Below are 24,463 nucleotides of genomic sequence, written 5' to 3'. Positions count from 1 at the left end.
TTGTTGTTCCATATTATCTTCTATATTTTAGGAAGGTGAAACTTGCGCAGGGTAACTTGACCACATTTAATTAACGGAAATGAGTGATTACTCACTTTACAATCTTCTTATTATCTATTAATCTAAAGTGAGTAATCACTCACTGTAGAAAGAGGTGACTTTCCATGAATGAAAAGCAAGCTTGCGTCTCGATTCGAAATGTCTCCAAAAGTTTTGGCAAGCATGTCGTCTTACAAGACATTAGTCTGGAGATCAATGAAGGGGAAATTTTCGGCTTATTAGGTCCATCTGGAGCGGGAAAGACAACATTGGTGAAGGAATTGGCTGGCCTTGACGAACCGACCAAGGGTGAGAATTATTTATTCCAGGAAAAAATGCCTTCCTTGCAACTGATCAAACGGATTGGTTATATGGCCCAATCGGACGCCCTTTACGAAGACTTATCGGCAAAAGAAAATCTTCAATTCTTCTCCGAACTATACGGATTAAAAGGACAGAAACAATCGCAGCGTATCAAGGAAGTGATGGAACTCGTCAAGCTTTCCGGAGACGTCACAAAATTAGTGTCCAATTATTCCGGAGGGATGAAAAGAAGATTATCGCTTGCCATTGCGCTACTTCATGAACCTGAATTGTTGATCCTTGACGAGCCGACTGTTGGCATCGACCCTGTCCTACGAAAAAGCATTTGGAAAGCATTCACTGATTTGAAAGCACAAGGCAAAACACTTATCGTCACAACGCATGTAATGGATGAGGCCGATAAATGCGATCGCCTTGGGTTAATGCGTGACGGGAAATTAATCGCGGTCGGCACGCCTGAAGAGCTGAAAAAGCAGACAAATACAGCAACAATCGAAGAGGCATTCCTTGTTTTCGGAGGTGTTGAACGATGAGAGTGATGGCACTGGTAAAAAGGATTCTTCGTCAACTTGTCAGAGATAAACGGACAATCGGGCTGCTTATCTTTGCACCTATATTGGTTTTGACAATGCTGTATTTTGTCTTCAATGGTTCCGATTACATCCCTAAGATTGGATTGGTCGATGTCCCGGAGATACTTGTGGATCAAATCGATACAAGTGGTGCGGAAGTGAAAACTTTCAGCAATGAGAATGAAGCGAAAGAAAAACTTGCCGCTCAGGAGTTGGACGGTTACTTGAAAATCGAGGGAATGTCACCGACCATCGTCCTTGAAGGAAGTGACCCGAGTGTCACAGGAGCTACGATGAGATGGCTTCAAAACGCTTTGCCGATACCTTCGCACGTAGAAGAAAGCAATTTGAATATCCACTATTTGCATGGCTCAAGCGACATGGGGCAGTTCGATTATTTCGGTCCGGTTCTCCTTGGATTTTTCGTATTCTTTTTCGTTTTCCTAATCGCAGGCGTTTCATTCCTACGTGAACGCACAACTGGCACACTTGAAAGGCTGCTCGCAAGTCCGCTCAAGAAATGGGAAATCGTCGCTGGATACGTTATCGGCTTTGGACTTTTCACGATGATCCAGTCAACAATCATAACAGCATATGCAATTTACGTATTAGACATGGTGATGGAGGGGGCATTTTTTTATGTGCTGCTGATCATCCTGATGCTTGCATTGACAGCACTCACGCTTGGCATCCTACTTTCTTCATTCGCACATAATGAACTGCAAATGATGCAATTCATCCCGATTGTTGTCGTCCCGCAAGTCTTTTTCTCGGGCCTATTCAACTTAGAGACGATTGCCGAATGGCTAAGCTGGATCGGTATTCTGACCCCTCTTTATTACGCCGCTGAAGCACTCCGCGACGTCATGGTAAGGGGATATGGGTGGGGCGACATCTATCCGAATTTGCTTGCTCTATTAGGATTCTGTCTATTGTTCATCGCCGTAAATATTATGGTCCTACGAAAATATCGTAAAATATAAGGAGTCCATCATGACTGAACAAAATAAACATCTACTTGAAGAAATGCTGCAGGAAGACGAAAGCCTAACAGAAAAACAAAAGCAAATCCTCGTTGCAGCTACCGAAATGTTCGCGGAAAAAGGCTTCGCTGCTACATCGACAAATGAAATCGCCAAAAAAGCGGGTGTCGCTGAAGGCACCATTTTCCGCCATTACAAAACGAAAAAAGAACTGTTACTTTCCATCGTCACCCCAATGATGGTCAAAATGCTGGCACCATTCATCATCAAAGACTTGAACAAAGTGTTAGATAAGGAATTCGAGCACTTCGAAGATTTCCTACGTGCCATGATAAAAAACAGGCAGGAATTCCTTGAGAAAAACCTGAAAGTCGTCCAGATCTTCCTCCAGGAAATTCCGTTCCATTACGAATTAAGGGAGCAATTCATCGAACACGTCGGAAAAAAAGTCCTCGGACGCTTCACTCAAATCGTGGAGCATTACCAAATAAAGGGGCAGATCACCAACATGCCTCCAACGACGGTCATCCGCCTCACCGCTTCCACAATCATGGGCTATTTCGTCACAAAACACGTCATTGGCGCGAACTGGAATGATGTAGAAGAGATAAATCAAATGATCACATTCCTTATGAAAGGACTAACAGCAGAGAATTGAGTAATTTCTTAATGGAAATCAATCAATAAACGCATAAATCCTTGCAAAAGCGCATAAATCCTTACAAAAACGCATAAATGTATTCAAAAGTCCATAACATCTCCCAAACACGCATAAATCCGCAATACAAAAACGGGTAGGAATAGGAAAATCCCTATACCTACCCGTTATCTATCTAAAATTACTTCCCTTTAAACTCCGGATTCCGCTTCTCCGCAAACGCAGCAAGCGCCTCAAGTCGATCCTCCGTCGGAATCGTAATCTCATACGCCTTGCGCTCAATCGCAAGTCCAGTCTGTAAATCCGCATTCATCCCATGCTTGATAGCAAATTTCGCCTGCTGTAACGCAATTGGTCCATTGCCAAGCAATTCACCTGTGAATCGGTCCAACAACTCTATCATGTCCGCAGCAGAAGCAACATAAGTCAAAATACCATATTGCAATGCCGATTTCGAATCCAACCTTCTTGCCGTCAAAATGAGCTCAAGCGCTTTTGCTTCGCCAATCAATCTTGGCAAGCGCTGCGTTCCGCCAGCTCCCGGAATAATTGCAAGTCCCGTTTCCGTCAATCCCATGACTGCCGTATCGACCGCAAACCTGAAATCGCAAGATAGGGCAAGCTCCATGCCCCCACCGAATGCATATCCGTTCAATACCGCAATCGTTGGCTGAGGTAAGTTTTCAATCATCGTAAACACTTCACCAATTTTGTAAATATTGCGCTTCACCTGCTCATCGGTCAACAGCTTCCGTTCCTTCAAATCAGCCCCCACACTGAACGCACGAACTCCCGCCCCCGTAAAAATAACGACACGGATATCAGGATTAATGCGAATTGACTCGACAACCATTCCAAGTTCAGACAGCATATCGTAATTAAATGCATTCATCGCATCCGGTCTATGAAGCGTCACACGCGCAATATGCCCCTCTTGTTCATATAAAAGCGTATCCATTTTAAAACCCCCATTTGTAAAAACTTACTACAAACATATCATTTATTAGTAGATGTCGCTATGAAAGTAACTAAAAAATTAGTATACTCGTAGTATTAGCTGGAGGTAAATTCGACATTCTTCGAGCCGCTCTAAGCTTTTGTCCCATCCAGCTTCGGGCGCTAACTGCTCGGGTCATAAGTCAAAGCTGCTCTGTGGCAAAAAACGCCACTACGCATCTTCGCCTTATGCCTGTCGCAGTTGGGCAAGCGCCCTCAGCTTTTGTTCTTTCTGCTTGTTTCGAGTAGAATGTTATTCGGGAGTGATACAAGTGAACACAGCAATAGTTACGGATAGTACGGCATATTTGCCTTCTAACATAGTAAAAGAATTGGATATCAACGTCATCCCTTTGACGGTGACAATCGATGGACAAGCATATGAAGAGGAAGTCGACCTAAAGTCGGCGGAATTCTACGATAAGGTACGTGGTGACGGACCGCTTCCAAAAACTTCCCAGCCACCTGTCGGGAAATTCGCACAGTTGTTCGACTCATTGAAAAAGGACCATGAGACAATCATTTCAATCCATCTATCAAGCGGAATTAGCGGAACTTTCGCAGGAGCAGTACAGGCTGGAGAAATGACAGAGGGCGTGGATGTGCGCGCATTCGACTCCGAATTGTCATGTTATCTTCAAGGATTCTATGTAATCAGAGCCGCCAAAATGGCTAAGGAAGGCGCTACGCCAGATGAAATTATGGCGGAGCTTAATGAAATGAAAAAGACGATGCGTGCTTATTTCATGGTGGACGATCTCGCGCATTTACAACGTGGCGGAAGGTTATCCGGTGCGCAAGCATTGATTGGGGGACTGCTCCAAGTTAAACCGATCCTTCATTTCCACGACAAAGTGATTGTGCCATTCGAAAAGATCCGAACACGTAAAAAAGCAATGAAACGAATCGCGGACATGCTTGCGGAAGACGCGGGGAAAATGCCCCTTGAAGCGGCAATCATCCATGCAAACCGTCCGGAAGAGGCAGAAGCTTGGAAAGAAGAACTGTCAGAACTCTTACCTGACGTCGAATTCACAATTAGCCATTTCGGCCCCGTGATCGGCACACATTTAGGCGAAGGATCAATGGGACTCGGATGGGTGAAACGGAAGGCTTAATGTGAATAAACGCATAAATTGCTGAAAGTAAGCATAAAATGCCGTAAATACGCATAAAGCGTTGAAAAACCGCATAAATCGGGCCAGAAACGCATAAAAGGACTCAATTACGCATAAACGCAATCATACATCAATAATAATAAGAAAAGGGGTGTACACATGACAAAGCCTTTCAATTCGGCAATCAGGGATTTCCTGCATGGTCGTATTTGGTTGCGCATGCACACCCCTTTTCCACCTGAAGAAATAACCGCACAGATCGAAATGGGTCATATTCAGATTATCGAAGGCATCCAAACAAAACCTTCATTCATGAATCAAAAACAGCATTTCTGCAACCGATGCGAAAATAATAATCCGGCCCTTTTCACAACATTTAACTGTGCCAAATGCGAAGGACCTTGTACATATTGCAGGCACTGCCTCAAAATGGGGCGAGTTTCCTCATGCACGGAATTGGTCGTCTGGAGCGGTGATAAACCTGAATACCCGACAAACCACACTTTGGCTTGGCAAGGGAAACTTACGCCGCATCAGCAAAAGGCATCTGAGGATCTTATCAGAAGCCAGGAACAGCAAATTTCCCATCTCATTTACGCAGTTTGCGGAGCGGGGAAAACGGAAATTTTATTCCCGCCAATCCATAAGCTTTTATCCGAAGGAAAGCGTGTCTGCATCGCGGCTCCAAGAGTTGATGTCATTCTCGAACTCGAACCACGTCTGCGCACAGCGTTTCCGCATTCGAAAATCGAAGCATTATACGGCGGCGCGAAACCAACGATGGAAGCGTCCCAGCTTGTGCTTGCCACGACTCATCAGCTATACAGATTCCAACATGCCTTTGATGCCATCTTCGTCGATGAAGCGGATGCCTTCCCATATAAGGCAGATGAAACGCTGCAAAGAGCCGTCCAAAAAGCATTGAAACCCGGTGCTCCTGCCCATTACGTTACGGCAACCCCCTCAGATAAGCTCATTTCCAACATGAAACGATCGGGTTCCATCTCTACTATTAATCGTCGCTATCATGGCCATCCATTACCCGTTCCGACGTATGAATCCCTTTGGAACTATGAAAAACAAATACGTAAAGGAAAACTTCCAAAAAAACTGGTACAATGGACTAAGCAAAGGTTCACGAAAAATGAACCATTCCTGATATTCTTCCATCATATCGGCTTAATGGAGGAAGCAAGGCCTTTATTCCAACTACTCAATCCACATATCCAATCCGTCCATGCATCGCATCCAGACAGGAAGGAACACGTACAGGCACTTCGGAATAAAGAACTTCCTGGCCTATTGACGACTACCATCCTTGAACGGGGGATAACAATCCCGAACGTCCAAGTAGCAGTAGTTGGAGCGGAACAGCAAATCTTCGATAAAGGCGCCCTTATTCAGATCGGTGGTCGAGTCGGACGTTCAGCAGAATTCCCGACAGGCGATTTCACGTTCTTCCATAACGGAATCACCTACGCGATGGATGACGCGAAAAACGAAATTATGAAGTTGAATAAAGGAGGTCCCCAAAAATGAACTGTCTCCTTTGTGAACAAAAACTTGCGAGTACACCAAGCTGGCAATCTCTCCTTGCCATCGAAAAGACTTTATTAATATGCGAAATCTGTTCAAATAGCTTCGAACGTGTCGATACTAGTGAGAGAGGGGATGTTCTACATCACGTCAAATCCCTTTATACGTACAATGAAGCAATGCGCGAATATCTCCATCAATACAAATTCCTCCAAGATGTCGCACTCTCTGGCGTCTTTGCGAATGAGTTAAGAAATGAACTCAAACGGAAAAACGCAATTATTGTGCCGATCCCAATGCATTTAGATAAAAAAATTGAAAGAACTTTTTCACATGTCGAAGAGCTGTTGCATGCGGCGAACATCCCTTTCGAAGACTTGCTCGTAAAAACGAACACCGAAGTGATGGGGGAGAAGACGAGGGAAGAACGGCTTGCGATGCGCCATTTATTTTCAATCAAAGAAGGTACAGTCATCCAACAAACTACATATATACTTGTCGACGATATATACACAACCGGCACGACACTCCAACATGCAGCCACCGCTTTACTTGAAGCAGGTGCTGAAAGAGTGGAAGCGGTCACGCTCATACGTGCAGAAAGATAGGAGAAAAAAACATTATGACGGAAATACGAAATTGTTCAACCTGCAAAGGAATATTCGAATATAACGGACTAAGTGATATCTGTCCATTGTGTACAAAAGAAGAGGAAAAAATGTTCGATATAGTGCATCAGTTTTTAAGAAGACGAGAAAATCGCGCCTCAACCGTTCAAAGAATTGTCCAAGAAACGGGAGTAACTACAACATTGCTATTTAAATGGGTGCGCAAAGGCCATCTTCACCCCTCACGGTTCCCCGGCCTTGGCTACCCATGTGAGAACTGTGGAGAATTAATCACAACAGGAAAAATATGCGAAAGTTGCACCAACAAACTTAAAAGCCAGTTAGACGCATACGAAGCATCACAAGAAACCATTATTGAAATGAATGAAACGTATTTGGCACATGGAAAGATGACGAGAGAAGATAAATTCAACACATAAATTTCTACAAAAACGCATAAATCCTTCCAAAATTCCATAACTCGTAGGAAACACGCATATTTCATTCCAAAAAAGCATAAACAGCCGTAAACACGCATAAATCACCCCAAAAGCGCATAAACGAAAAACCGACTCCATAAAAAGTCGGTTTTTTCTATGCTAATTAAGGAAACACTATCTCCAAGAACGTATTCATACACAAATCTTTCACATTAAGCTAAACCTCAGCTCAAAAATGCCGAAATAAAGCATAAGGATATAAATACTCCAAGAAAGGAGCCAAATCATGAAAATAAATAGAGTCAACATCACGCCCATCAACCCATACCGCGCCAACCAAATGAAAGTTGAACAGGCAAAGGAAAACCACCAAATCAAAACCGACAAGATTGAAATCTCATCCGAAGCAAAACAACTTTCCGAAACATCACCAATCACAATCGAACGAAACGAACGTGTTCAATCACTGAAGGCGCAAATCGAATCGGGAAATTACAAAGTAGACCCCGAAAAATTGGCCCAAAGCCTACTCAACTACTACAAAAAATAAGTTAGATGAAAGCAGGGACTATGATGACAATCGAAACAATACTTTCCATACTCGACAATCTGGAAAAATTGCATAAGAGCCTGCTTCGCATCGCAAAAGAAAAATCGGAACTCATTAAAAATGGCGATATTCAAGGCATTGACCAACTCCTAAAAGATGAGCAGGCACATCTCGCTGCAATCGTCCAAATGGACCAAAGCAGGCAGAATGCGGTCAGCAACTATCTTGAAGGAAAAGGTATTTCTATGCCGATGAATCCAACAATCACCGACCTGATTGAAGCAACTCCCATTCCGGATACTGAACAACTTACGGAGGCGAGGGACCGTCTCCTGCATGCGATTCATGAATTGAAATGGCAAAATGATCTCAACCAAAAACTGACCTACCAATCCCTTCAATTTGTGAATCTGTCGCTGGACATGGTTCGACCACGTACGGAATCGGTCACTTACTCAAAAACAGGCATTAACGGCAAAAAAGCGTCGAGGGATATACCAAACTTCGACTCTCAAGCATAGGAGGAACAGTATGCGCTCCACATTCATGGGACTTGAAACAAATAAACGCGGACTCTACGCACAACAAACCGGCCTTTACACGACCGGCAATAACATAAGCAACGCCAACTCACTCGGCTACACAAGAACACGCGTCAATATGCAGGCAACACAGGGCCTCACGTCGTCGCCTGGATTATTAGGGACCGGTGTCGAAGCAAGCTCAATCCAACGCATCCGCGATTCCTTCGTCGACAACCAATTCAGACAGGAATCCAACACACTTGGCTATTGGGAATCAAGATCCAATGCAATTTCACAAATTGAAGACATTATAGGTGAACCTTCAGAATTCGGTTTACAAAAATCACTAAGCGAATTTTGGTCTTCACTACAAACGCTTGCGACAAGCCCTTCAAGCAGCGGCGCAAGAGCTATCGTCATTCAGCGAGGTCAGGATGTAGCCGAGTCATTCAATCATTTACACAGTTCATTGACCGAAGCCCAGACAAACTTAGGAAAAGAAATCAGTTTTTCAACAGATAACGTCAACTTCCTATTGGAGGAAGTTGCGAGATTGAATGGCCAAATCTCCGGAATGGAGTCAGGCGGTTATCTACCGAATGAATTGTATGATCAAAGAGATTTGTTGTTAGACGAGTTGTCGACCTATTTACCGATCGAAACTAAGTTTGAAAAAACAGGTGGAGGTACATCGGCGATTGCTCAAGGGACAGTAACTGTGTCTTTGAAAATGAACGACGGTGTAAGGGTCGAGCTTGTGAAAGGCAAGGAATTTGGGGAGGTAGAGGTAAACCCTACAAATCAATTAATTCAGGGCATTTCTATAAAGGCGGTAGGCGATACTGATTCCACTAATCACGTACTTTCCGAATTCTTAGATTCTGGAAAATTGAAGTCACTAATTAATTCATATGGATATGGCACGGGTGATGGAAATGGCCTTTATCCAGATATGATTAATAATTTGAATAAGATGGCTGAGGCTTTAGCAAATGAATTTAACAGAGTTCATGGAGAAGGAATAGATCTTGATGGTAATGATGGAGAAGCATTCTTTGTTATTACAACAGCTGGTAATCTATCAGTGAATCAAGATCTGATCGACGATCCAAGAAAACTTGCAGCATCAGGTTCAGCTGATGAAATAGCTAACGCGGATAACGCCAAAGCCCTTTTAGCCATTCAAACAAGTCCATTGGACGATTTAAATAAATCCACAATTCAAGATTTCTTTTCAGGTATTATCGGAAAACTTGGAGTTAACGGCCAACAAGCACAGCGCATGGCATTTAACACAGCATCACTACAAGGTGCCGCTGCCAATCGCCGCGACTCCATCAGCGCCGTTTCACTGGACGAGGAAATGACAGATATGATCCGATTCCAGCAAGCCTACAATGCCTCCGCCCGTATGATTACGGTCATTGATGAAACACTCGACAAAATCATTAACGGAATGGGCTTATCTGGCAGATAATAAAGGGGGTACTAATCAATGCGCGTAACACAATCCATGCTTTCTAACAATACAGTTCGAAACTTGATGACAAGCTATAGTAAAATGGGTAAGCTGCAAGAACAGGCAGTCTCTGGAAAAAGAATTAACCGTCCATCAGACGATCCTGGAGCCGCCATGAAAAGCATAGGCTTCCGCAATCAAGTGGACAAAATCGACCAATACAAGAAAAACCTTATCGAAGTGAATAACTGGCTCGACAGCTCGGAAGATGCACTTGATGGCGTTGGGCAAGTCTTGCAACGTGCCAAGTATCTTGTCACAAATGCCGCAAATACCGGAGCAATGAATCCCGAAGAACGTGAGTTTATTAAAATCGAACTAAGGCAACTTCAGGAAACGATTCAAGACTTTGCAAACACACAAGTAATGGATAAATATATTTTCAGCGGGACCAAAACGGACACGCCTCTATTCAATAAACAAACTAAAGAATTCACGCCAGATACAGATGGATTTTCCAAAGACATTGAAATTGAAATATTCAATGGCGTGAATTTGAAAGTCAATACTAATGCAAGAGACCTTTTCGAAGAGTTAAATACTTTCTTTAATGAAATTACAGAAGCCGGAGAAGATGTCAAATTCGATAAAGCTCTGACGGATCTTGATAAACAGATGGATGATGTCCTTGCACTCCGAATGGACATCGGCGGCCGCTCCAACCGCGCAGAACTCATGCAAAATCGACTTGATGTACAAGAAGCATCAGCCAAAAAACTACAATCCGAAAACGAAGACATAGACTTCGAAAAAGTGATAACCGAAATGCTTACCCAAGAAGCCGTCTATCGTGCATCCCTCTCAGTAGGCGCAAGAGTTATCCAACCTTCATTAGTCGACTTTCTAAGATAAAAAAGGACGTTTATACGTTCTTTTTTTATGCAAATCAACAAAAGGAAAAGGAGCGATCACCATTATGCAAATCCAAACAAAATTCCACGGCGAAATCGATATACAAACGGACCAACTATGGAAATTTCCAAAAGGCATCCCTGGCTTCGAAACTGAAAAGCAATTCGCACTGCTTCCAATCGAAGGAAACCCTAATTTCCAAGTATTACAATCAACAACAACCGAAGCAGTAGCATTTATTGTCTCGAATCCATATTCACTTATCGAAGACTATTCATTCGACATCGACGAACCAACAATTGAACTACTTAACATCGAAAAACCAGAAGACGTATTCGTGTTAGCCATCCTAACACTCAAACAACCATTCGAAACATCAACCATCAACCTACAAGCACCACTCATCTTTCAAATGAATAACAAAACAGCAAAACAAATGATTATAAACGACAACCGATTCAAAACACGCCACATCATCGGCCAAGTCAAGGAGGAAGTCTAAATGCTAGTCCTCTCACGCAAACCGAATGAAACAATTAAAATTGGTGACGATATTGAAATACGCATTCTCGAAGTCAAAGGAGAAACCATTCGCATTGGCATTGAAGCACCAAAAACAGTGGATATTCTCCGTGGTGAACTCGTTCAATCAATAACAGAAACGAACACGGAAGCTCTTACACTGGATACTGCATTATTTTCACAGCTTACAAAAAAAGATTAAATCTCCGAAATAAAAGCCTGGCTCTCTTCCGAAAAAGCGCCAGGCCATCCGTTTAGGTAAAATCCGCTATTTTTCCACTAAATAAACCAAAATCTCACGAAATCTTTTATTAAACACTAAACTACTTGGCAACCAAACCGATATTAACAATGTAAGCGACAGTAACGAGTTCGGCCGGCTCTTACTTCGCAAACAAATTAATTGATTCACAGGGACGTGAATCTACAAACACTCAAGGAGGAAAAAATCATGAGAATTAACCACAACATTGCTGCACTTAATACGTTTAACCAACTAGGTGCTAACAACACAAACGCAGCTAAAAACTTGGAAAAGCTATCTTCTGGTCAAAGAATCAACCGTGGAGGAGACGACGCAGCGGGTCTTGCAATCTCCGAAAAAATGCGTGCACAAATCCGTGGATTGGATATGGCTTCTAAAAACGCTCAAGACGGTATTTCTTTGATCCAAACAGCTGAAGGTGCAATGAACGAAACCCATGCAATTCTTCAACGTATGCGTGAGCTTGCAGTACAATCAGCGAATGATACAAATACTGATTCAGAGCGGGCAAACCTTCAGAACGAAGTGGATCAATTAGCTCAAGAAATTACTCGTATTTCAACTGATACTGAGTTCAACAATAAGAAATTGATTAATGGCAGCTTAGCTACAAGCGGAGTGACCTTCCACATAGGTGCAAACGCTTCACAGAGTATTAAACTAACAATTGGCAATATGGGGGCAAGCGCGCTTGGAGTTGAAGGCGCATCTGCAGCTTTAGGAATTAAAATTTCTACTCAAGCTTCCGCAAATGATGCTATTAAGACAATCCAGTCGGCGATTGATGCAGTTTCATCTGAGCGTTCCAAACTAGGTGCATACCAAAATAGACTAGAACACACAATCAATAACCTTGGAGCTTCTTCCGAAAATCTAACAGCTGCTGAATCTCGCATTAGAGATGTCGATATGGCCAAAGAGATGATGGACTTTACAAAGAACAATATTTTAACTCAAGCTGCTCAAGCTATGCTAGCTCAAGCAAATCAACAACCGCAAGGCGTACTTCAATTACTTCGATAATAAATAATAAAACGGACCTGTCTCAATCATGATGACAGGTTCATAAAAAAAGTCGTACATAGACTGTACGATTTTTTTTATGAACCTATAATCTATCAAATTTTAAGGGAAGTGCTATACATGCAACCTATACTTTCTGTATGCATAATTATGAAAAATGAGGAAAAGGTTATTGGAAGATGTCTTGAATCAATTAGCGGAATCGCTGATGAAATTATAATTGTAGACACGGGCTCTAAGGATCAGTCAAAAGAAATTGCGCTTCAATTCACTGATAAAGTGTTTGACTTTCAATGGGTAAATGATTTCTCAAAAGCAAGAAATTTTGCGGCCTCAAAAGCAAGAGGAGAATGGATTCTTGCTATTGACGCTGATGAGTATGTAGATAGAGATAGCTTCGAAAAGTTTAAAAATGATCTTCTATCTAAACCACCAGTCTTCAATATAATAGGTGTTCAGATTGTTAGTTTTATTGGACAAAACGGACAGAATACTTCACTTAACCACCATGAACGTTTATATAAAAATGATGGATCTATTGCTTATCGAAGAAGTATTCACGAAGTTTTGGAACATAATGATCCAGATAAGGCCAAACACGGTATTATTGACTTTCAGCTCTACCATTCGGGCTATTTGACAAGTACAGTTCAGGAGAAAGAAAAGTCAAATAGAAATTTGGAATTATTGTTGGATAATGAACATAAAGAAGCGATAGATTACTTTTTTATTGGAAATGAATATAAAAATATCGATGACAATAATAGGGCTATTCAATACTACCAGAAGGCATATAGTTTTAAGCCCGATTTAAACTTAGAATGGGTTCAAAAACTTCTTTTGTATTTATCAGATGCACTGCATCGAAGTAATAGAAACGAAGAGTCGTTAGATATCATAGAAACTTGCATAGAAGCTTTTCCTAATGTTGTTGATTTCAAATATTATAAAGGAATTATATCTTTTAATAAAAAACAGTATAAACAAGCAAAAAAAATATTTGAAGAAATAATATCTAAAAAAGAAATATTGAGAAGTGATTCAAGTGATGATTTTTTAGAGTTCTTGCCACTAAAACACCTTGGTGAAATATATGAGATAGAGAACGATTTGCATAAATCTGTAAAAAGTTATTCAAGGGCATTGTCCATAAATGACTCGGACGATAAAGTATGGGTGAAATTAATTTCTATTCTTGCAAAGCATTCATCTTTAGAAGAATTGTCAATCTTCTTGAATAATAATATGGTAAACAAAAAAACAATGACACCTTTAAGGGTTGTGAAGATCCTACTTTCTGTTCCAAATCTTAATGTACAAAAACTTAGCCGCTCTCTATTAGATAATCCAGACCTAACATCAAACGAGAATGAGGCATTATTCATAAAGAATTTGCAACTTGATGGATTTGAATCTGAAATAAGCGAGTCTTTAAAAAAGAAAAGTGATCAAGAAGTTATTTCACTACTTGCAACTGGCATATTTAGTTTAGTTGATTATATCCTATTGACTGTTAGGCTGGAATCCGAAGAATTTATTGATTTTCTATATAATATAAAATATGATCAGCCTTTAGTGAATTTATATAACATGATATTTAAGAAGAAAAATAAGAAACTAACTGCAATTGAAGAGAGTTTTTTTGAAGCAATATATAAACAGACTGAAGTTTTGGAGTCAACAGAGGTGTTAACCATTTTGAAGGGGAAAAGAGCATTTTTAAGTAAAAAACTTAAAAATAAATTGAAACTTATTGGTTGATTAAGTTGAATATCTTTGATTTGAAAAACAGAGGTTATTTTCAACAAAACTCTTTGAAATAGGTTTTCGTATTAAAGACAGGGATTTTTGTATCTATGATTCTGTCTATCGAATTACAAAGTTTCAGTATTAAAATAATTTCAGCCTAAAGGTGGGATTTTGTGCGTTATGCATTACATAAATATATTCAAGAAATGTTAGTTACATTATTAGAAGCCGCAGATTATATTCACAATGAAAAAAATAATGATGAGGTAATTTATAATCAGTTATTATTAAACAGTAAAGAGTTTCTCCAGGGAATAAAAAAAGTAATTAGTGAAAATCATAAAGATACCAATAACCAAAAAATTTTTGGTCAAATAAAACTATGCGAAAAAAAAGTTGTTGAACTTTTAATTCAAAATAAAGAAGATCGCATTCTTGAATTAACAACTGATTTAAGGGAGGATATAAAAGATTTAACGGTCATATTTGAAAAAGAAATTAGTGCTATCTACCATATTGTGTTTTTTGCAGAGCTTGGTCAAAAATGGGATTCTATGCAAAGTGTATATGAAGCTTTTAGCCAAAGAAGTGACTGCGAAGTCAGTGTGGTATTAACACCAATTTTTCGTACAGTAGAAACCAACGGAAAAATAGAAACTGATTTTATTTATGAAGATTATCTTACAAGTTTAGGAATAAACTTTATACCATATAACAAATATGATATTACCAAGCATTTACCTGACCTTGTATTAATTAGTAATCCTTATGAAAGTGTAACCCTCCCTCAGTTTTGGCCTGAAAACATTGCGAAATATACAAAACTTGTTTATCTACCATACTATACCACTTTGATATCTGACGATGCCAGTATCCAGGTTAATTGCCAGTTTCCAGTTACTAAATATGCGTGGAGGATAATTGCACAATCAGAAAAAGTAAAAGAGTTGCATAAAGAGTTTTCACCTAAGAAGGGAAGTAATGTTTTAGTAACAGGTTTGCCAAAATGGGATGAGGGATTTTTAAGTACCACACATAGAAATATAGAATGGGATAGTAAACTGAAGGGGAAAAAAGTCTTTTTATGGAACACTCATTATAATATTACTTCAAATAATGGAACACTTTTAGAATACGGAACCTCTTTAATAGAGCATTTTTTTGACAGAGATGACATTAGTTTAATATGGCGACCACATCCTATGACCGATACTATATTTAAACTGTATCAACCCCAGTATCTTAATAAGTGGGAATACATGAAAGAGATAATTAATAAATCAAGTAATATAGTTCTTGATAATAATGCTTCTTCCTATATGTCATTTAATTACTCTGATGCTTTAATTAGTGACTATAGCTCTTTGTTAGCACAATATTTATTAACTGAAAAACCAATTATTTGGGTTAAGAAAAATAAAGAAGAAATTGTTTCAGACGAAACTCAGTATATATTCCCTATCAATCATCTTGAACAAGCAACGTCTTTAAGAGAAATTCAGGACTTTATTGATAGGGTTAAAAGCGGAGTGGATACGACAAAAAATAAGAGACTACAGATAATTCAAGAAGAAATGTCAGGAGCCGATGGAAGAATTGGTGAAAGAGTAAGTGAACTATTAATGAAAAATTTACAATTGGGGCTACCATGATTAAACATCTTTACAATTAGATTTAATTCCTAATTTTAAGCAATAAAATCAATGCCACCTTTAGGGAATTTCTAACAGAAATGAGATGCACCCCAAAAGTTAGAGTCGAAAATCTAACTGTTGGGGTGTATTATTATGGTTAATAATGCAGCTAATTTTGAGGTGATTGTGTGTGGGGATCACAATAAGAGGTTTTCCGGGACAATGCTGGTATAAGCTATAATAAGTTATTGAACATTTGAAGGGATGCAGGCAAATTATGACAAGTGCAATTATTTTAGCAGCTGGACAGGGGACTAGATTGCGTCCTTTGACAGAAAAAACTCATAAATCGCTTTTGACTATTAATAAAGAGCCGTTTTTAGAAAGAACGATAAAGTTTTTAATAGCGGAAAAAGTTGAAGAAATCATCATTGTAACAGGCTATTTAAACCAACAATTTGAGTATTTGGCGGAAAAGTTTAAAGAAGTGAGATTAGTTTTTAATGATAAGTATGTTGAATTAAATAATGCGTATTCATTATATATAGTACGAGATTTTTTAGCGGATAGTTATATACTTGAAGGTGATTTGTTTATTAAGGAATCTGTATTTAAGGATATCTCAACTGATACGTCAAATTATTTTGTGAAAAGATTAGACACAACAAAAGAAGAGTGGCTTGTTACAACGGATTTAAATTCTAAGATAGTCGATATTAGGGTAGGACAGGTTTGTGGTAGCGATTATATTTCTGCTGGAATTACGTATTTAAATGATGCAGACGGTCATACTTTGAAAAATGTATTTGAAGGCTTGGATTTTGTTTCACTTTCACCGAATTTATATTGGGATACGATTTTGAAAAATAACCTTGAGAATTTAAATGTTTATGTAAAGATCATTCCAGAAAATTTAGTTTATGAAATTGACGATTTAGAGGATTATAAAAGCTTATTAGAAGAATTTAATGAATAGGTATGGTGTTTTTATGAAACGAACTGTTTATGAAACAATTATTTGTGGCGGTGGTCCAGCCGGTATGTCTCAATTAATTTATTTTGATGCTCAAGGTCAATTGGCAGAAGAATTAAATCGAGGAATTTGTGTCATTGAAAAAACAGACGAATTGTTGTCAGGAAACATTAAGAAATACAAAATATCTGCAAACTCTAAAGGAGGGGCTTTGTTTGAATTTTTATCTGAACATTCTTTAGTACAACAGTATTTAAATAAAGAAAAGCTTAGTGAGCAAATACAAAGCTATTGTGATATTGCCCCTAGTTTGCATGATATCGGAGTACTTTATGGGAAAATCGGTAACTTTTTAGAACAGTGTATTAAGCAAAACCCAAATAGTGATGTATATAAATGCGCAACAGTTGAGCAGATACATATTTGTGAAGAGGGACTTTTCAAAGTAGTATTTAAGCAATTCGGGTGTGTAAAGGAAGTTTGGGCAAAAAATGTTCATGTCAATTTAGGTGGGGTGCCGAAAACTTTAAATCTGGATGAAGATGACCGTTATGTGCATTCTCATTATATATTGACGGAACAAAACGAGCATTTAGAAGAACTATTTACGTCAAATGATAGTCTTAAAATTGCGATTGTCGGTAATTCACATAGTGCTATGTCAGTTTTGAGTAAATTAAATGAGCGTTATAGCGTCATTAATTCATCAAAATATAGCTTTGATCTATATGGAAAATCAAATTTGAAATTATACTATTCAAGTATGGAAGATGCACTATTAGATGGATATAACTTCACAGAGGATGATATATGTCCTGTTACACAAAGGGTTAATCGTTATTCAGGAATGCGTGAAGAATCTTTCTTAGTAGCAAAGGCTATTTTGAACGAGACCATTAATAATGTTACGTTAAAAAGAGTTTATTTCAAAGACAATGCAGATTATGATTTAATTATTGAATGTCTTGGATATAAAACAAATTTAATTCCGGTTTATAAGAATGGTAAGCAGATTCAGTTTGAAGTGAATAATGGAATTTTAAAAACAGATACCCACTTTAGACCTGTTATGAAAAATCAAGAGTCCATTGACTGCTTTTACAGCTACGGTTTAGGTGTTGGAATCGGTTTAACTGAGGTTAGTGGTGGTGAAAAATCCTTTACGGGAAATATCGATGGGATATGGTTATATCAGCATTATGTTGCTGAAATTATCACAGAACTCAATAAAAAAGTTTTGGAAGTAATATAAAGTCATTTACAACTCAAACACTGGAATCGGCCAACCGTCAAGCAAATACGGTATGTCAGAAGTAATTAAACTGTATTACCCATTCGAAGAAGAGTTCTAATGGGTTGAAGGGTAACGCTGCTAAATCGTTATTTGCACATTTGAGATGGGAGCAGCACCTCCTAAAAATGTATACATCAATTATACTTAGGAGATACTGCATTTGTTTGAGGGTGCTTAAACAGTGTGATATTAACTATTAGTCCTTTTGGTTTTTCTGCTTAGTTCATAAGATTTTGGGATTACTATTTGTAACGATGCTAATCAATTTCAATACTCAATTAGTTAATTACCTTATTTGTAAGTGAATGGTACTCACGTAAAAAGTTTTTCGCACGACTGTATCGTGTTGCTGCATATGATCCGAAATCAGCTCCGCCGGCTTCCTTCATTAATCCCCAAATTGTCCATAAGAAGTCAATGAAAATTTTATTCATTAAGACTCTTGCTGTATCTTCATCTGTAACTATGCCATTAAAATAAATTGTTAAGAATAGCTCTTCTTCAGCTGAAGTTAACCCAGCTTCTATCGCATACATAGCGATATCCCACAAAGGATCGTTCATTCCCGCGTACTCCCAGTCGATTAAATACATTTTATCCTCGCTACTTTTTACAAAATTTTCTGTGAGGGGATCGATATGGCAAGGTGCTAATTTAAAATCAAGAGATAGATATTTATCTTTTAAATCTAAAACTTGCCGTTTTACTTCTTCGTAGTCTTCTGGAAGTTGACCTTTTAATTCTTTTAATACTGTTTCATATTCAGTAATCTTTTCAAACACATTAAATACTTCTACAAACTCCTCCCCGGACATATGAACTTTGCGAAAAGATTGAGCAACTAAGATAATATTGTCTTCACGTCTCCCGGTTTTCGGATTAAGGGTTTCTCCATTTTGAATATATTCAACAATTTTCAATCCATTCTCTTCATTAAAATAAAGAATATTTGGGTTCACACCCAAAGCACTAACAATTTCAGTGTTCACTTTTTCGGCGTATCTATTTAAGTACCTTTCAGTGCCTTTTCCAGGGAATCGAACTGCATAATCCTTTGAGTCAATCGATACTTTATAATTTCGATTTGTTAAGCCTCCAAGTGGCTCCATGGAAATGACACGCTTTACATCAATCGATAAAGCGTCCGCAATTATATGCTTTAATTTATCTTCTTTAAACTTTTCCTCTTTTACTTTTAGCAACGTATAGATTTTATCAGTGACTTTAAAATAATGCTCTTTGTTGTCAATTTCCGACCAAATCAATTCAGGAAGCTTTAAATACCCTAAATTAACCTTGCGGGAGACATTCAGAAGTGTATATTCATAATTGATAAAAGGGTTTTTGTTCTCCTTATAAATTTCAAGCATTTCAATAAATACTTCATAGGAAATCTTAGTGATTCCAACCATTTCACCATCTATTTGATTTAGACGATGTTTATCCTTTGAAATTTCATAAACATAACCATTTCGTAATTCAATTAACGCCTCATCACCTGAACCGCTTTCTTTTGTGATAAGCATGCAATCACGATCTTTATGATTCAATAATTCAACAAATGCTTTTTCTTCAATTAAAATATCATCTTCCACAAGTATAAAATCGTCCGTAATATATTCCGCAGCATATGCCAATGATGCCATGCTGCCTGTCCATAAATATCGAGGATTCTCAATAAAGATAATGTTTTCTTTTCCTTTAAGGCCTTCATAGTTTTCAATTTTTTCTTTTTTGAAACCTGTAATAATAATGATCTTTTCGACATCATTTTCTTCTAAGCACGAAACAGTTCGTTCAATCAGGTTTGTACCTTGAATATCAAGTAAGCATACAGGCATATCAAAATCTTTTCTTTCTCCAGCTACTAAAATAACAGCTTGAGTGACTTTCTTTCTTTCATTAGAATGAAGCAATACTTTTGTTTCCTGATATTGTTCAAGCTCGTTCAATAAATAATTTTTACCCAATTTAGTAACTTGGTAATGGTGTTTTATTCCTGATTTTCCAGTTTCAATAAACCCGTCTTTAGTCAACTCATTTAACGTATAATTCACTTTTCCAATTGAAAGATTGCACTCATCTGCCAAATGCCTTTGATTAACATCAGCATTCTTTGATAAAATCTCTAAAATTTTAAACTTATGCATATGTAAATCTCCTATCCTTGTTCAATATTTGAACAAGGATAATTGTAGTAGAATAATCAAATAATGTAAATAACAAACTTCAACTTTTATTACTAAATGGGAGGAGTGAAAGATTTCGCTTTCGTGGTGGATGGAAGAAGCATCCAAGTAATTGATCAATGACCCAAAAAAGAATCTAACATTTAATGCGAAGATTGGAAAAGAGAGTTCGACTTTGCGGGTTGATTTAAACAATTTTTATGTAATTGATATTCACCAAGAAGTCAATTAGTCTGACCATTGCTTATTTTAACTGGAAAATTATGATATCATTAGTATTAATTCGGGTGGCGTTAAATATTGGACATGGCGTTAAATTATCATGAATTCAGCTTGCATAGGTACTAACAAATAAAAATAAGAAGTAGTATTTTGGAATAACCTCAAAGGAGTGGAAATATTACCAGGTTCCCATTGAAATCGGAATTGTTTTAGAACCTGGAACCTAAACCTATATTGCTGGAACCTCCTGAGAGCTCTTCTGCCACAGCGGAACTGGAAACGGTAAACGTGACGGCTTGAAAAACGAAGAGATTGGACAATCAGCTGCGAAGCCCCTGTCGGGAAACCGTGGGGAACGTTCAACGACTAGGATATACCGTCTAAGGCAATCGCTATGACGATGAAATCCGTAGGGTGTTACGAGTCGTAACATTCGAAGTGCCCAGCCCCTACAAGGTAACTTGAGGGTGAAGATATAGTCTATACCATGATTGAAAGACATGGAGGCATAGCAAGCCAATTAACAACCACAAGGCGTACTTCAACTTCTACGTTAATCTGGTTAATAAAACGCGGTCCGGGATTATTCGGATTGCGTTTTTTAATTGAATTGATTTAAGACAGAGTGAATTGTACAATGAAGTCCTTGTTTATATATTTCAAACTGGTGAAATTTATATTAATGGTTGACATCTTAGTATCCATTTAGCGTACTAATCAGAAAGGACGTTTTATATGGCTATATATGAAATAACAATGATGTACGGAATAGTTCCAATTTTGGTTACTTTAGTAGGTGGGCTTTTACTTAAAAATTATTTGCCTAATTACATGAATGAAAAAGGTAAAAACCATGCAACTAAAGAGGATATTGCTGATATTACGAGGAGAACAGAAGAAGTAAAATCTGAATTTCTTTCGAAATTGGAAGTAGAGAAAAAAGAAATAAATATTGAAATTGAAAAAATGAAATTGGAACAAGGTCAGATACTAAAGAATTTTGAGCTTTACACTCAGAAACGGCACGAGTGTTATCCGGAACTGTATAAGTTGTTAGAGATTGCAACGGTCAAATTAGGCAGTTAAGAGGTCAAAGAAGAATATTGACATTTGCCAACGCCACGGTCGCCGACGTTGAACAATTTATGAGGGAAAAAGATTTTACGGGGTATGATATAGAATTTGTTGTAAATCACTGGGATAATAATAATACCGCTGCCCTTGAAAGATTAAACTATAGATTAATAAGAATAGAATATGAGAAGGCAAGGGAAGACTTTATTACGGCAAATGATTTCTTTTTCTATAATCAAATTTATTTATCCGATGATGTTGAACAAATTGCTGATGAGTTAAGAGAAAAATTACATGACTTGTGGGTAAATTACGATTTAGATATAGGTTCATCAATTTCATTAGAAAAGAATGAGAGATTGATTCAACAAATTGATTTGAAAAGAAATGAATTAAAGATTACCATGAGGGAAGAGCTTAAAAGTATATAAAAGTGTCGGAATGTAGGGAATAATATCCGATTCCGAAAAGCTTATAATTATTCCCACAAGACAGTCGGATAGTGAAACTGAAAAATACTAGTCTCTTTAAAACACTTAAGGATTTGGGAGTCGCAGTTTCAACGGGCCCTGTTGTTGGATTCAGGGTAAAGGAACACTTGCGTATGACGTCCGAAGAGGGGACAGTACCGCTTCTTTATCCAATTCACATCGAACGCCAAGGTGTAAAATGGGTTAAAGATTCCGCATGGATAGAACCAGTTTATCTGACAAGTAATCGTTATTTACACCAAAAACTAGGAGAAATGACACTTCAAATAGAATTTGAATATCTTGCCAAAAGAATGATTAAGTATAAACAAGCATTAAATTTAGCTACACTTTGAAGCTACCATTAAGAAAAGGTGCTAAGGAATATATTGACTTTGACTCTTTGTGTAAAGAGCATTCACCTAATACAGCAGTATCACTAGAAAAGTATTACATATAAAGTAAATGTAAAAGAAAAATAAAATTATAATAAACCCGGTATACACTAGGTTAAATTAGGAAGGAAGAGGGTCCCTTATGATCTTAAAGTCCAATATACCGGCAATAAATACGTTAAACAGAATGAAGATCAATAATAACAAAGTAATGGCTGGCACAGAAAAATTATCATCCGGATTAAAAATAAACAGGGCTGGTGATGATGCCGCTGGTCTAGCCATATCCGAAAAAATGAGGGCGCAGATCCGCGGTTTAGAAAAGGCACAACAAAATATTCAGGATGGCATATCTCTTATCCAAGTAGCAGATAGCGGAATGGCAGAAATTCAAAGCATGTTGCAACGGATCAGAGAATTATCAGTCAAGTCTTCAAGTGACACGCTCACAAACGAAGATAGGGATCCGATACAAAACGAAGTAACAGAATTGGTAAAAGGGATAGATACAATAGCGAATAATACTGAATACAACGGCTTGGTATTGCTTACCGGGGAAAATGCAAAAGAGGGAAGTTCGGCAACATCGGATTCTTTAGCCCAATATGTTCACCAGATAACAGACACCAATGGTATAAATGACAAATATTCTTTTAAAGGCACTAATTACGCTAGTGCTATAATAGACTTTAGTAATATAAAATCAGCAAGTGAAGTTTCCAATCTAGTTGGAAAGGGAGTTCATTATACATGTGCTACCTGTACAAAAGCTTATAGTATTAAATTTGTAAATGGCAATCCGGATACGTCTAGACTGAATGATTTCAATCCTGTAATGGAAGTAGATGTGAGTGCAGTTATATATGGAGTTGACTTGGTGGGCAGTATTATAGAAAATGCGTATGGTCAATCAGGTTTTCAATATGACCCGATAACGAAAAATATACCTAGTTCTGCTACAGGATTTGTTGATCACTATTCACAGTTAGCCGTTAATGGAGGAAAGATATATATATATGATAATAGACCGGGACATGCAGAAGAAAAATGGCCTGCCGCTGATGGTCGGGGAGTATTCAATCATAGTGTGTACGGTGAGACTGAAGTAGCTAAAGGAAAGTTTTTATATGTGGATATTCAGGCAGGCAGTAATACGGGGCAGAGTATGAGGTTGGAAATTCCAAATGTAACAAGTCAGGAATTGGGCATAGAAAATTTGTTAGTAAATTATAGAGACAGTGCGATTTCGGCAATAACTCAAATTGACAATGCGATAAGCAAAGTTTCAAGCGCCAGGGTAACGGTAGGTGGATATCAAAACAGATTGGAACATGCTTTTAATAATATTTCTTGTTGCAAATTAAACTTATCAGATGCTGAGTCTCGGATCCGTGATGCTGACATGGCCAGCGAAATTATGAAGCTTAGTAAAGACCGAGTCATTTTACAAGCATCTCAAGCCATGATGGTGCAGGCAAATCAAATCACGCAAGGGATATTGCAACTTTTGAAATAGTGAAAGTGAATTTCAGGTCCCAGGTCTCATTGAATTCGGAATTGTTTTAGAACCTGGTACCTAAACCTTACTTTAAATGGGCTGAAGTATCCTTGCCATTAGGGAGTAGATATAGTCTGACCTTTTAGTAATAACGAGAGAAGTCGCAATCAAGCCAACAACCACAAGGCGTATTACAACTTCTACGTTAATCGTACCCTTGATATATTTTAAAAGAGACTTCTTCGCGGAAGTCTCTTTTTTATTTGCTTTATAGCTTTTTTTTGCAGAGTTCGTCTGCTTTGTTTACGTTGATCCGAAAATAAATGGTGATATTTCAGAGTTTCTATAACCTATACAAAAAATATTCCACCACCCTGTATCCTTTCCGAAAAAAACACTCTATATAGTAAGTGAAAGGACTGTTCATAAAATCTTA

24 protein-coding genes are annotated in these 24,463 nt (G+C 38.2%); 22 read left to right on the top strand and 2 right to left on the bottom strand.

The window, feature by feature from the left end:
- The first annotated feature begins 164 nt into the window (after positions 1-164).
- Genes ACFPZG_RS03290 through ACFPZG_RS03280 form a run of 3 tightly spaced genes read left to right on the top strand, consistent with a single transcriptional unit; the run spans position 165 to position 2,576 of the window.
- Positions 165-896, top strand: a complete 732-nt coding sequence (locus ACFPZG_RS03290) for an ABC transporter ATP-binding protein (RefSeq protein ID WP_283732672.1) — start codon at positions 165-167, stop codon at positions 894-896.
- Positions 893-1,918, top strand: a complete 1,026-nt coding sequence (locus ACFPZG_RS03285) for an ABC transporter permease (protein ID WP_317940603.1) — start codon at positions 893-895, stop codon at positions 1,916-1,918. Before ACFPZG_RS03290 ends, ACFPZG_RS03285 begins: the two co-directional genes overlap by 4 nt.
- A 10-nt stretch (positions 1,919-1,928) precedes the next feature.
- Positions 1,929-2,576: a TetR/AcrR family transcriptional regulator gene (locus ACFPZG_RS03280; RefSeq protein ID WP_283732671.1), complete on the top strand. Its 648-nt coding sequence runs from the start codon at positions 1,929-1,931 to the stop codon at positions 2,574-2,576.
- A gap of 181 nt (positions 2,577-2,757) precedes the next feature.
- On the opposite strand, the gene ACFPZG_RS03275 is transcribed toward ACFPZG_RS03280, so the two are convergent.
- The gene (locus ACFPZG_RS03275; RefSeq protein ID WP_317940604.1) at positions 2,758-3,534 is read right to left on the bottom strand and encodes an enoyl-CoA hydratase-related protein; all 777 of its coding nucleotides are present in this window, start codon (positions 3,532-3,534) and stop codon (positions 2,758-2,760) included.
- Between the two features lie 310 nt (positions 3,535-3,844).
- On the opposite strand from ACFPZG_RS03275, the gene ACFPZG_RS03270 reads away from it, so the two are divergent.
- The 15 genes from ACFPZG_RS03270 to ACFPZG_RS03200 all read left to right on the top strand — a co-directional run bounded on the left by ACFPZG_RS03270 (position 3,845) and on the right by ACFPZG_RS03200 (position 18,137).
- Positions 3,845-4,690, top strand: a complete 846-nt coding sequence (locus ACFPZG_RS03270) for a DegV family protein (protein WP_317940605.1) — start codon at positions 3,845-3,847, stop codon at positions 4,688-4,690.
- Positions 4,691-4,849: 159 nt separating this feature from the next.
- Positions 4,850-6,229, top strand: coding sequence for a DEAD/DEAH box helicase (locus ACFPZG_RS03265; RefSeq protein WP_317940606.1), 1,380 nt, complete (start codon positions 4,850-4,852; stop codon positions 6,227-6,229).
- On the top strand, positions 6,226-6,834 hold the full coding sequence (locus ACFPZG_RS03260; RefSeq protein WP_317940607.1) for a ComF family protein: 609 nt from the start codon (positions 6,226-6,228) through the stop codon (positions 6,832-6,834). The genes ACFPZG_RS03265 and ACFPZG_RS03260 overlap by 4 nt, the downstream gene beginning before the upstream one ends.
- Positions 6,835-6,848: 14 nt before the next feature.
- On the top strand, positions 6,849-7,274 hold the full coding sequence (locus tag ACFPZG_RS03255) for a TIGR03826 family flagellar region protein (protein ID WP_283732667.1): 426 nt from the start codon (positions 6,849-6,851) through the stop codon (positions 7,272-7,274).
- A 286-nt stretch (positions 7,275-7,560) separates the two neighbouring features.
- Entirely contained in the window at positions 7,561-7,824 is a 264-nt protein-coding gene (gene flgM, locus ACFPZG_RS03250) for a flagellar biosynthesis anti-sigma factor FlgM (protein ID WP_317940608.1), read from the top strand.
- Positions 7,825-7,829: 5 nt separating this feature from the next.
- Positions 7,830-8,345 (top strand): flagellar protein FlgN, encoded by a 516-nt coding sequence (locus ACFPZG_RS03245; protein WP_381426402.1) that lies wholly within the window; start codon positions 7,830-7,832, stop codon positions 8,343-8,345.
- A gap of 10 nt (positions 8,346-8,355) precedes the next feature.
- Positions 8,356-9,825, top strand: a complete 1,470-nt coding sequence (flgK, locus tag ACFPZG_RS03240; RefSeq protein ID WP_283732664.1) for a flagellar hook-associated protein FlgK — start codon at positions 8,356-8,358, stop codon at positions 9,823-9,825.
- 18 nt (positions 9,826-9,843) lie between these two features.
- Positions 9,844-10,719 carry a flagellar hook-associated protein FlgL gene (gene flgL, locus ACFPZG_RS03235; RefSeq protein WP_283732663.1) on the top strand — a complete coding sequence of 292 codons (876 nt, stop codon included), beginning with the start codon at positions 9,844-9,846 and terminating at the stop codon, positions 10,717-10,719.
- Positions 10,720-10,783: 64 nt separating this feature from the next.
- A complete protein-coding gene (fliW, locus tag ACFPZG_RS03230; protein WP_283732662.1) occupies positions 10,784-11,221 on the top strand; it encodes a flagellar assembly protein FliW in 438 nt (145 codons plus the stop codon).
- On the top strand, positions 11,222-11,443 hold the full coding sequence (csrA, locus tag ACFPZG_RS03225; RefSeq protein ID WP_283732661.1) for a carbon storage regulator CsrA: 222 nt from the start codon (positions 11,222-11,224) through the stop codon (positions 11,441-11,443).
- 249 nt (positions 11,444-11,692) lie between these two features.
- Positions 11,693-12,529, top strand: coding sequence for a flagellin Hag (gene hag / locus ACFPZG_RS03220; RefSeq protein ID WP_317940610.1), 837 nt, complete (start codon positions 11,693-11,695; stop codon positions 12,527-12,529).
- Between the two features lie 120 nt (positions 12,530-12,649).
- Positions 12,650-14,290, top strand: coding sequence for a glycosyltransferase (locus ACFPZG_RS03215; RefSeq protein ID WP_317940611.1), 1,641 nt, complete (start codon positions 12,650-12,652; stop codon positions 14,288-14,290).
- A gap of 161 nt (positions 14,291-14,451) precedes the next feature.
- Positions 14,452-15,930 (top strand): CDP-glycerol glycerophosphotransferase family protein, encoded by a 1,479-nt coding sequence (locus ACFPZG_RS03210; RefSeq protein ID WP_283732658.1) that lies wholly within the window; start codon positions 14,452-14,454, stop codon positions 15,928-15,930.
- 259 nt (positions 15,931-16,189) lie between these two features.
- A complete protein-coding gene (locus tag ACFPZG_RS03205) occupies positions 16,190-16,888 on the top strand; it encodes a sugar phosphate nucleotidyltransferase (protein ID WP_317940612.1) in 699 nt (232 codons plus the stop codon).
- 13 nt (positions 16,889-16,901) lie between these two features.
- Positions 16,902-18,137 carry a hypothetical protein gene (locus ACFPZG_RS03200; RefSeq protein ID WP_381426401.1) on the top strand — a complete coding sequence of 412 codons (1,236 nt, stop codon included), beginning with the start codon at positions 16,902-16,904 and terminating at the stop codon, positions 18,135-18,137.
- A 320-nt stretch (positions 18,138-18,457) separates the two neighbouring features.
- Here ACFPZG_RS03200 and ACFPZG_RS03195 read toward each other — a convergent pair whose 3' ends face one another.
- Positions 18,458-20,329 (bottom strand): phosphocholine cytidylyltransferase/choline kinase family protein, encoded by a 1,872-nt coding sequence (locus ACFPZG_RS03195; RefSeq protein WP_283732654.1) that lies wholly within the window; start codon positions 20,327-20,329, stop codon positions 18,458-18,460.
- Between the two features lie 996 nt (positions 20,330-21,325).
- Here ACFPZG_RS03195 and ACFPZG_RS03190 point away from each other — a divergent pair.
- The 4 genes from ACFPZG_RS03190 to ACFPZG_RS03175 all read left to right on the top strand — a co-directional run bounded on the left by ACFPZG_RS03190 (position 21,326) and on the right by ACFPZG_RS03175 (position 24,045).
- Entirely contained in the window at positions 21,326-21,676 is a 351-nt protein-coding gene (locus ACFPZG_RS03190; protein WP_283732653.1) for a hypothetical protein, read from the top strand.
- Between the two features lie 59 nt (positions 21,677-21,735).
- Positions 21,736-22,095 (top strand): hypothetical protein, encoded by a 360-nt coding sequence (locus ACFPZG_RS03185; RefSeq protein WP_317940615.1) that lies wholly within the window; start codon positions 21,736-21,738, stop codon positions 22,093-22,095.
- Positions 22,096-22,268: 173 nt separating this feature from the next.
- Complete coding sequence (locus ACFPZG_RS03180) at positions 22,269-22,490, top strand: hypothetical protein (RefSeq protein ID WP_317940616.1); 222 nt, start codon at positions 22,269-22,271, stop codon at positions 22,488-22,490.
- A 181-nt stretch (positions 22,491-22,671) separates the two neighbouring features.
- Positions 22,672-24,045: a flagellin N-terminal helical domain-containing protein gene (locus ACFPZG_RS03175; protein WP_283732650.1), complete on the top strand. Its 1,374-nt coding sequence runs from the start codon at positions 22,672-22,674 to the stop codon at positions 24,043-24,045.
- The last annotated feature ends 418 nt before the right edge of the window (positions 24,046-24,463 follow it).

Source organism: Sporosarcina thermotolerans (assembly GCF_042658975.1).
GTDB classification, from domain to species: domain Bacteria; phylum Bacillota; class Bacilli; order Bacillales_A; family Planococcaceae; genus Sporosarcina; species Sporosarcina thermotolerans.
The sequence above is the reverse complement of the archived record's forward strand: the minus strand, read 5'-3'. Positions and strand labels throughout refer to the sequence as shown.

What these genes read in the sequence shown, in the direction of transcription:
- flgL (WP_283732663.1), top strand. Translation starts at nt 9,844, where the DNA reads ATGCGCGTAACACAATCCATGCTTTCTAACAATACAGTTCGAAACTTG.
- csrA (WP_283732661.1), top strand. Translation starts at nt 11,222, where the DNA reads ATGCTAGTCCTCTCACGCAAACCGAATGAAACAATTAAAATTGGTGAC.
- ACFPZG_RS03180 (WP_317940616.1), top strand. Translation starts at nt 22,269, where the DNA reads ATGACGTCCGAAGAGGGGACAGTACCGCTTCTTTATCCAATTCACATC.
- ACFPZG_RS03280 (WP_283732671.1), top strand. Translation starts at nt 1,929, where the DNA reads ATGACTGAACAAAATAAACATCTACTTGAAGAAATGCTGCAGGAAGAC.
- ACFPZG_RS03190 (WP_283732653.1), top strand. Translation starts at nt 21,326, where the DNA reads ATGGCTATATATGAAATAACAATGATGTACGGAATAGTTCCAATTTTG.
- flgM (WP_317940608.1), top strand. Translation starts at nt 7,561, where the DNA reads ATGAAAATAAATAGAGTCAACATCACGCCCATCAACCCATACCGCGCC.
- ACFPZG_RS03195 (WP_283732654.1), bottom strand. Translation starts at nt 20,329, where the DNA reads ATGCATAAGTTTAAAATTTTAGAGATTTTATCAAAGAATGCTGATGTT.
- ACFPZG_RS03265 (WP_317940606.1), top strand. Translation starts at nt 4,850, where the DNA reads ATGACAAAGCCTTTCAATTCGGCAATCAGGGATTTCCTGCATGGTCGT.
- flgK (WP_283732664.1), top strand. Translation starts at nt 8,356, where the DNA reads ATGCGCTCCACATTCATGGGACTTGAAACAAATAAACGCGGACTCTAC.
- ACFPZG_RS03245 (WP_381426402.1), top strand. Translation starts at nt 7,830, where the DNA reads ATGAAAGCAGGGACTATGATGACAATCGAAACAATACTTTCCATACTC.
- ACFPZG_RS03260 (WP_317940607.1), top strand. Translation starts at nt 6,226, where the DNA reads ATGAACTGTCTCCTTTGTGAACAAAAACTTGCGAGTACACCAAGCTGG.
- ACFPZG_RS03185 (WP_317940615.1), top strand. Translation starts at nt 21,736, where the DNA reads ATGAGGGAAAAAGATTTTACGGGGTATGATATAGAATTTGTTGTAAAT.
- ACFPZG_RS03200 (WP_381426401.1), top strand. Translation starts at nt 16,902, where the DNA reads ATGAAACGAACTGTTTATGAAACAATTATTTGTGGCGGTGGTCCAGCC.
- ACFPZG_RS03255 (WP_283732667.1), top strand. Translation starts at nt 6,849, where the DNA reads ATGACGGAAATACGAAATTGTTCAACCTGCAAAGGAATATTCGAATAT.
- ACFPZG_RS03275 (WP_317940604.1), bottom strand. Translation starts at nt 3,534, where the DNA reads ATGGATACGCTTTTATATGAACAAGAGGGGCATATTGCGCGTGTGACG.
- ACFPZG_RS03215 (WP_317940611.1), top strand. Translation starts at nt 12,650, where the DNA reads ATGCAACCTATACTTTCTGTATGCATAATTATGAAAAATGAGGAAAAG.
- hag (WP_317940610.1), top strand. Translation starts at nt 11,693, where the DNA reads ATGAGAATTAACCACAACATTGCTGCACTTAATACGTTTAACCAACTA.
- fliW (WP_283732662.1), top strand. Translation starts at nt 10,784, where the DNA reads ATGCAAATCCAAACAAAATTCCACGGCGAAATCGATATACAAACGGAC.
- ACFPZG_RS03285 (WP_317940603.1), top strand. Translation starts at nt 893, where the DNA reads ATGAGAGTGATGGCACTGGTAAAAAGGATTCTTCGTCAACTTGTCAGA.
- ACFPZG_RS03290 (WP_283732672.1), top strand. Translation starts at nt 165, where the DNA reads ATGAATGAAAAGCAAGCTTGCGTCTCGATTCGAAATGTCTCCAAAAGT.
- ACFPZG_RS03205 (WP_317940612.1), top strand. Translation starts at nt 16,190, where the DNA reads ATGACAAGTGCAATTATTTTAGCAGCTGGACAGGGGACTAGATTGCGT.
- ACFPZG_RS03175 (WP_283732650.1), top strand. Translation starts at nt 22,672, where the DNA reads ATGATCTTAAAGTCCAATATACCGGCAATAAATACGTTAAACAGAATG.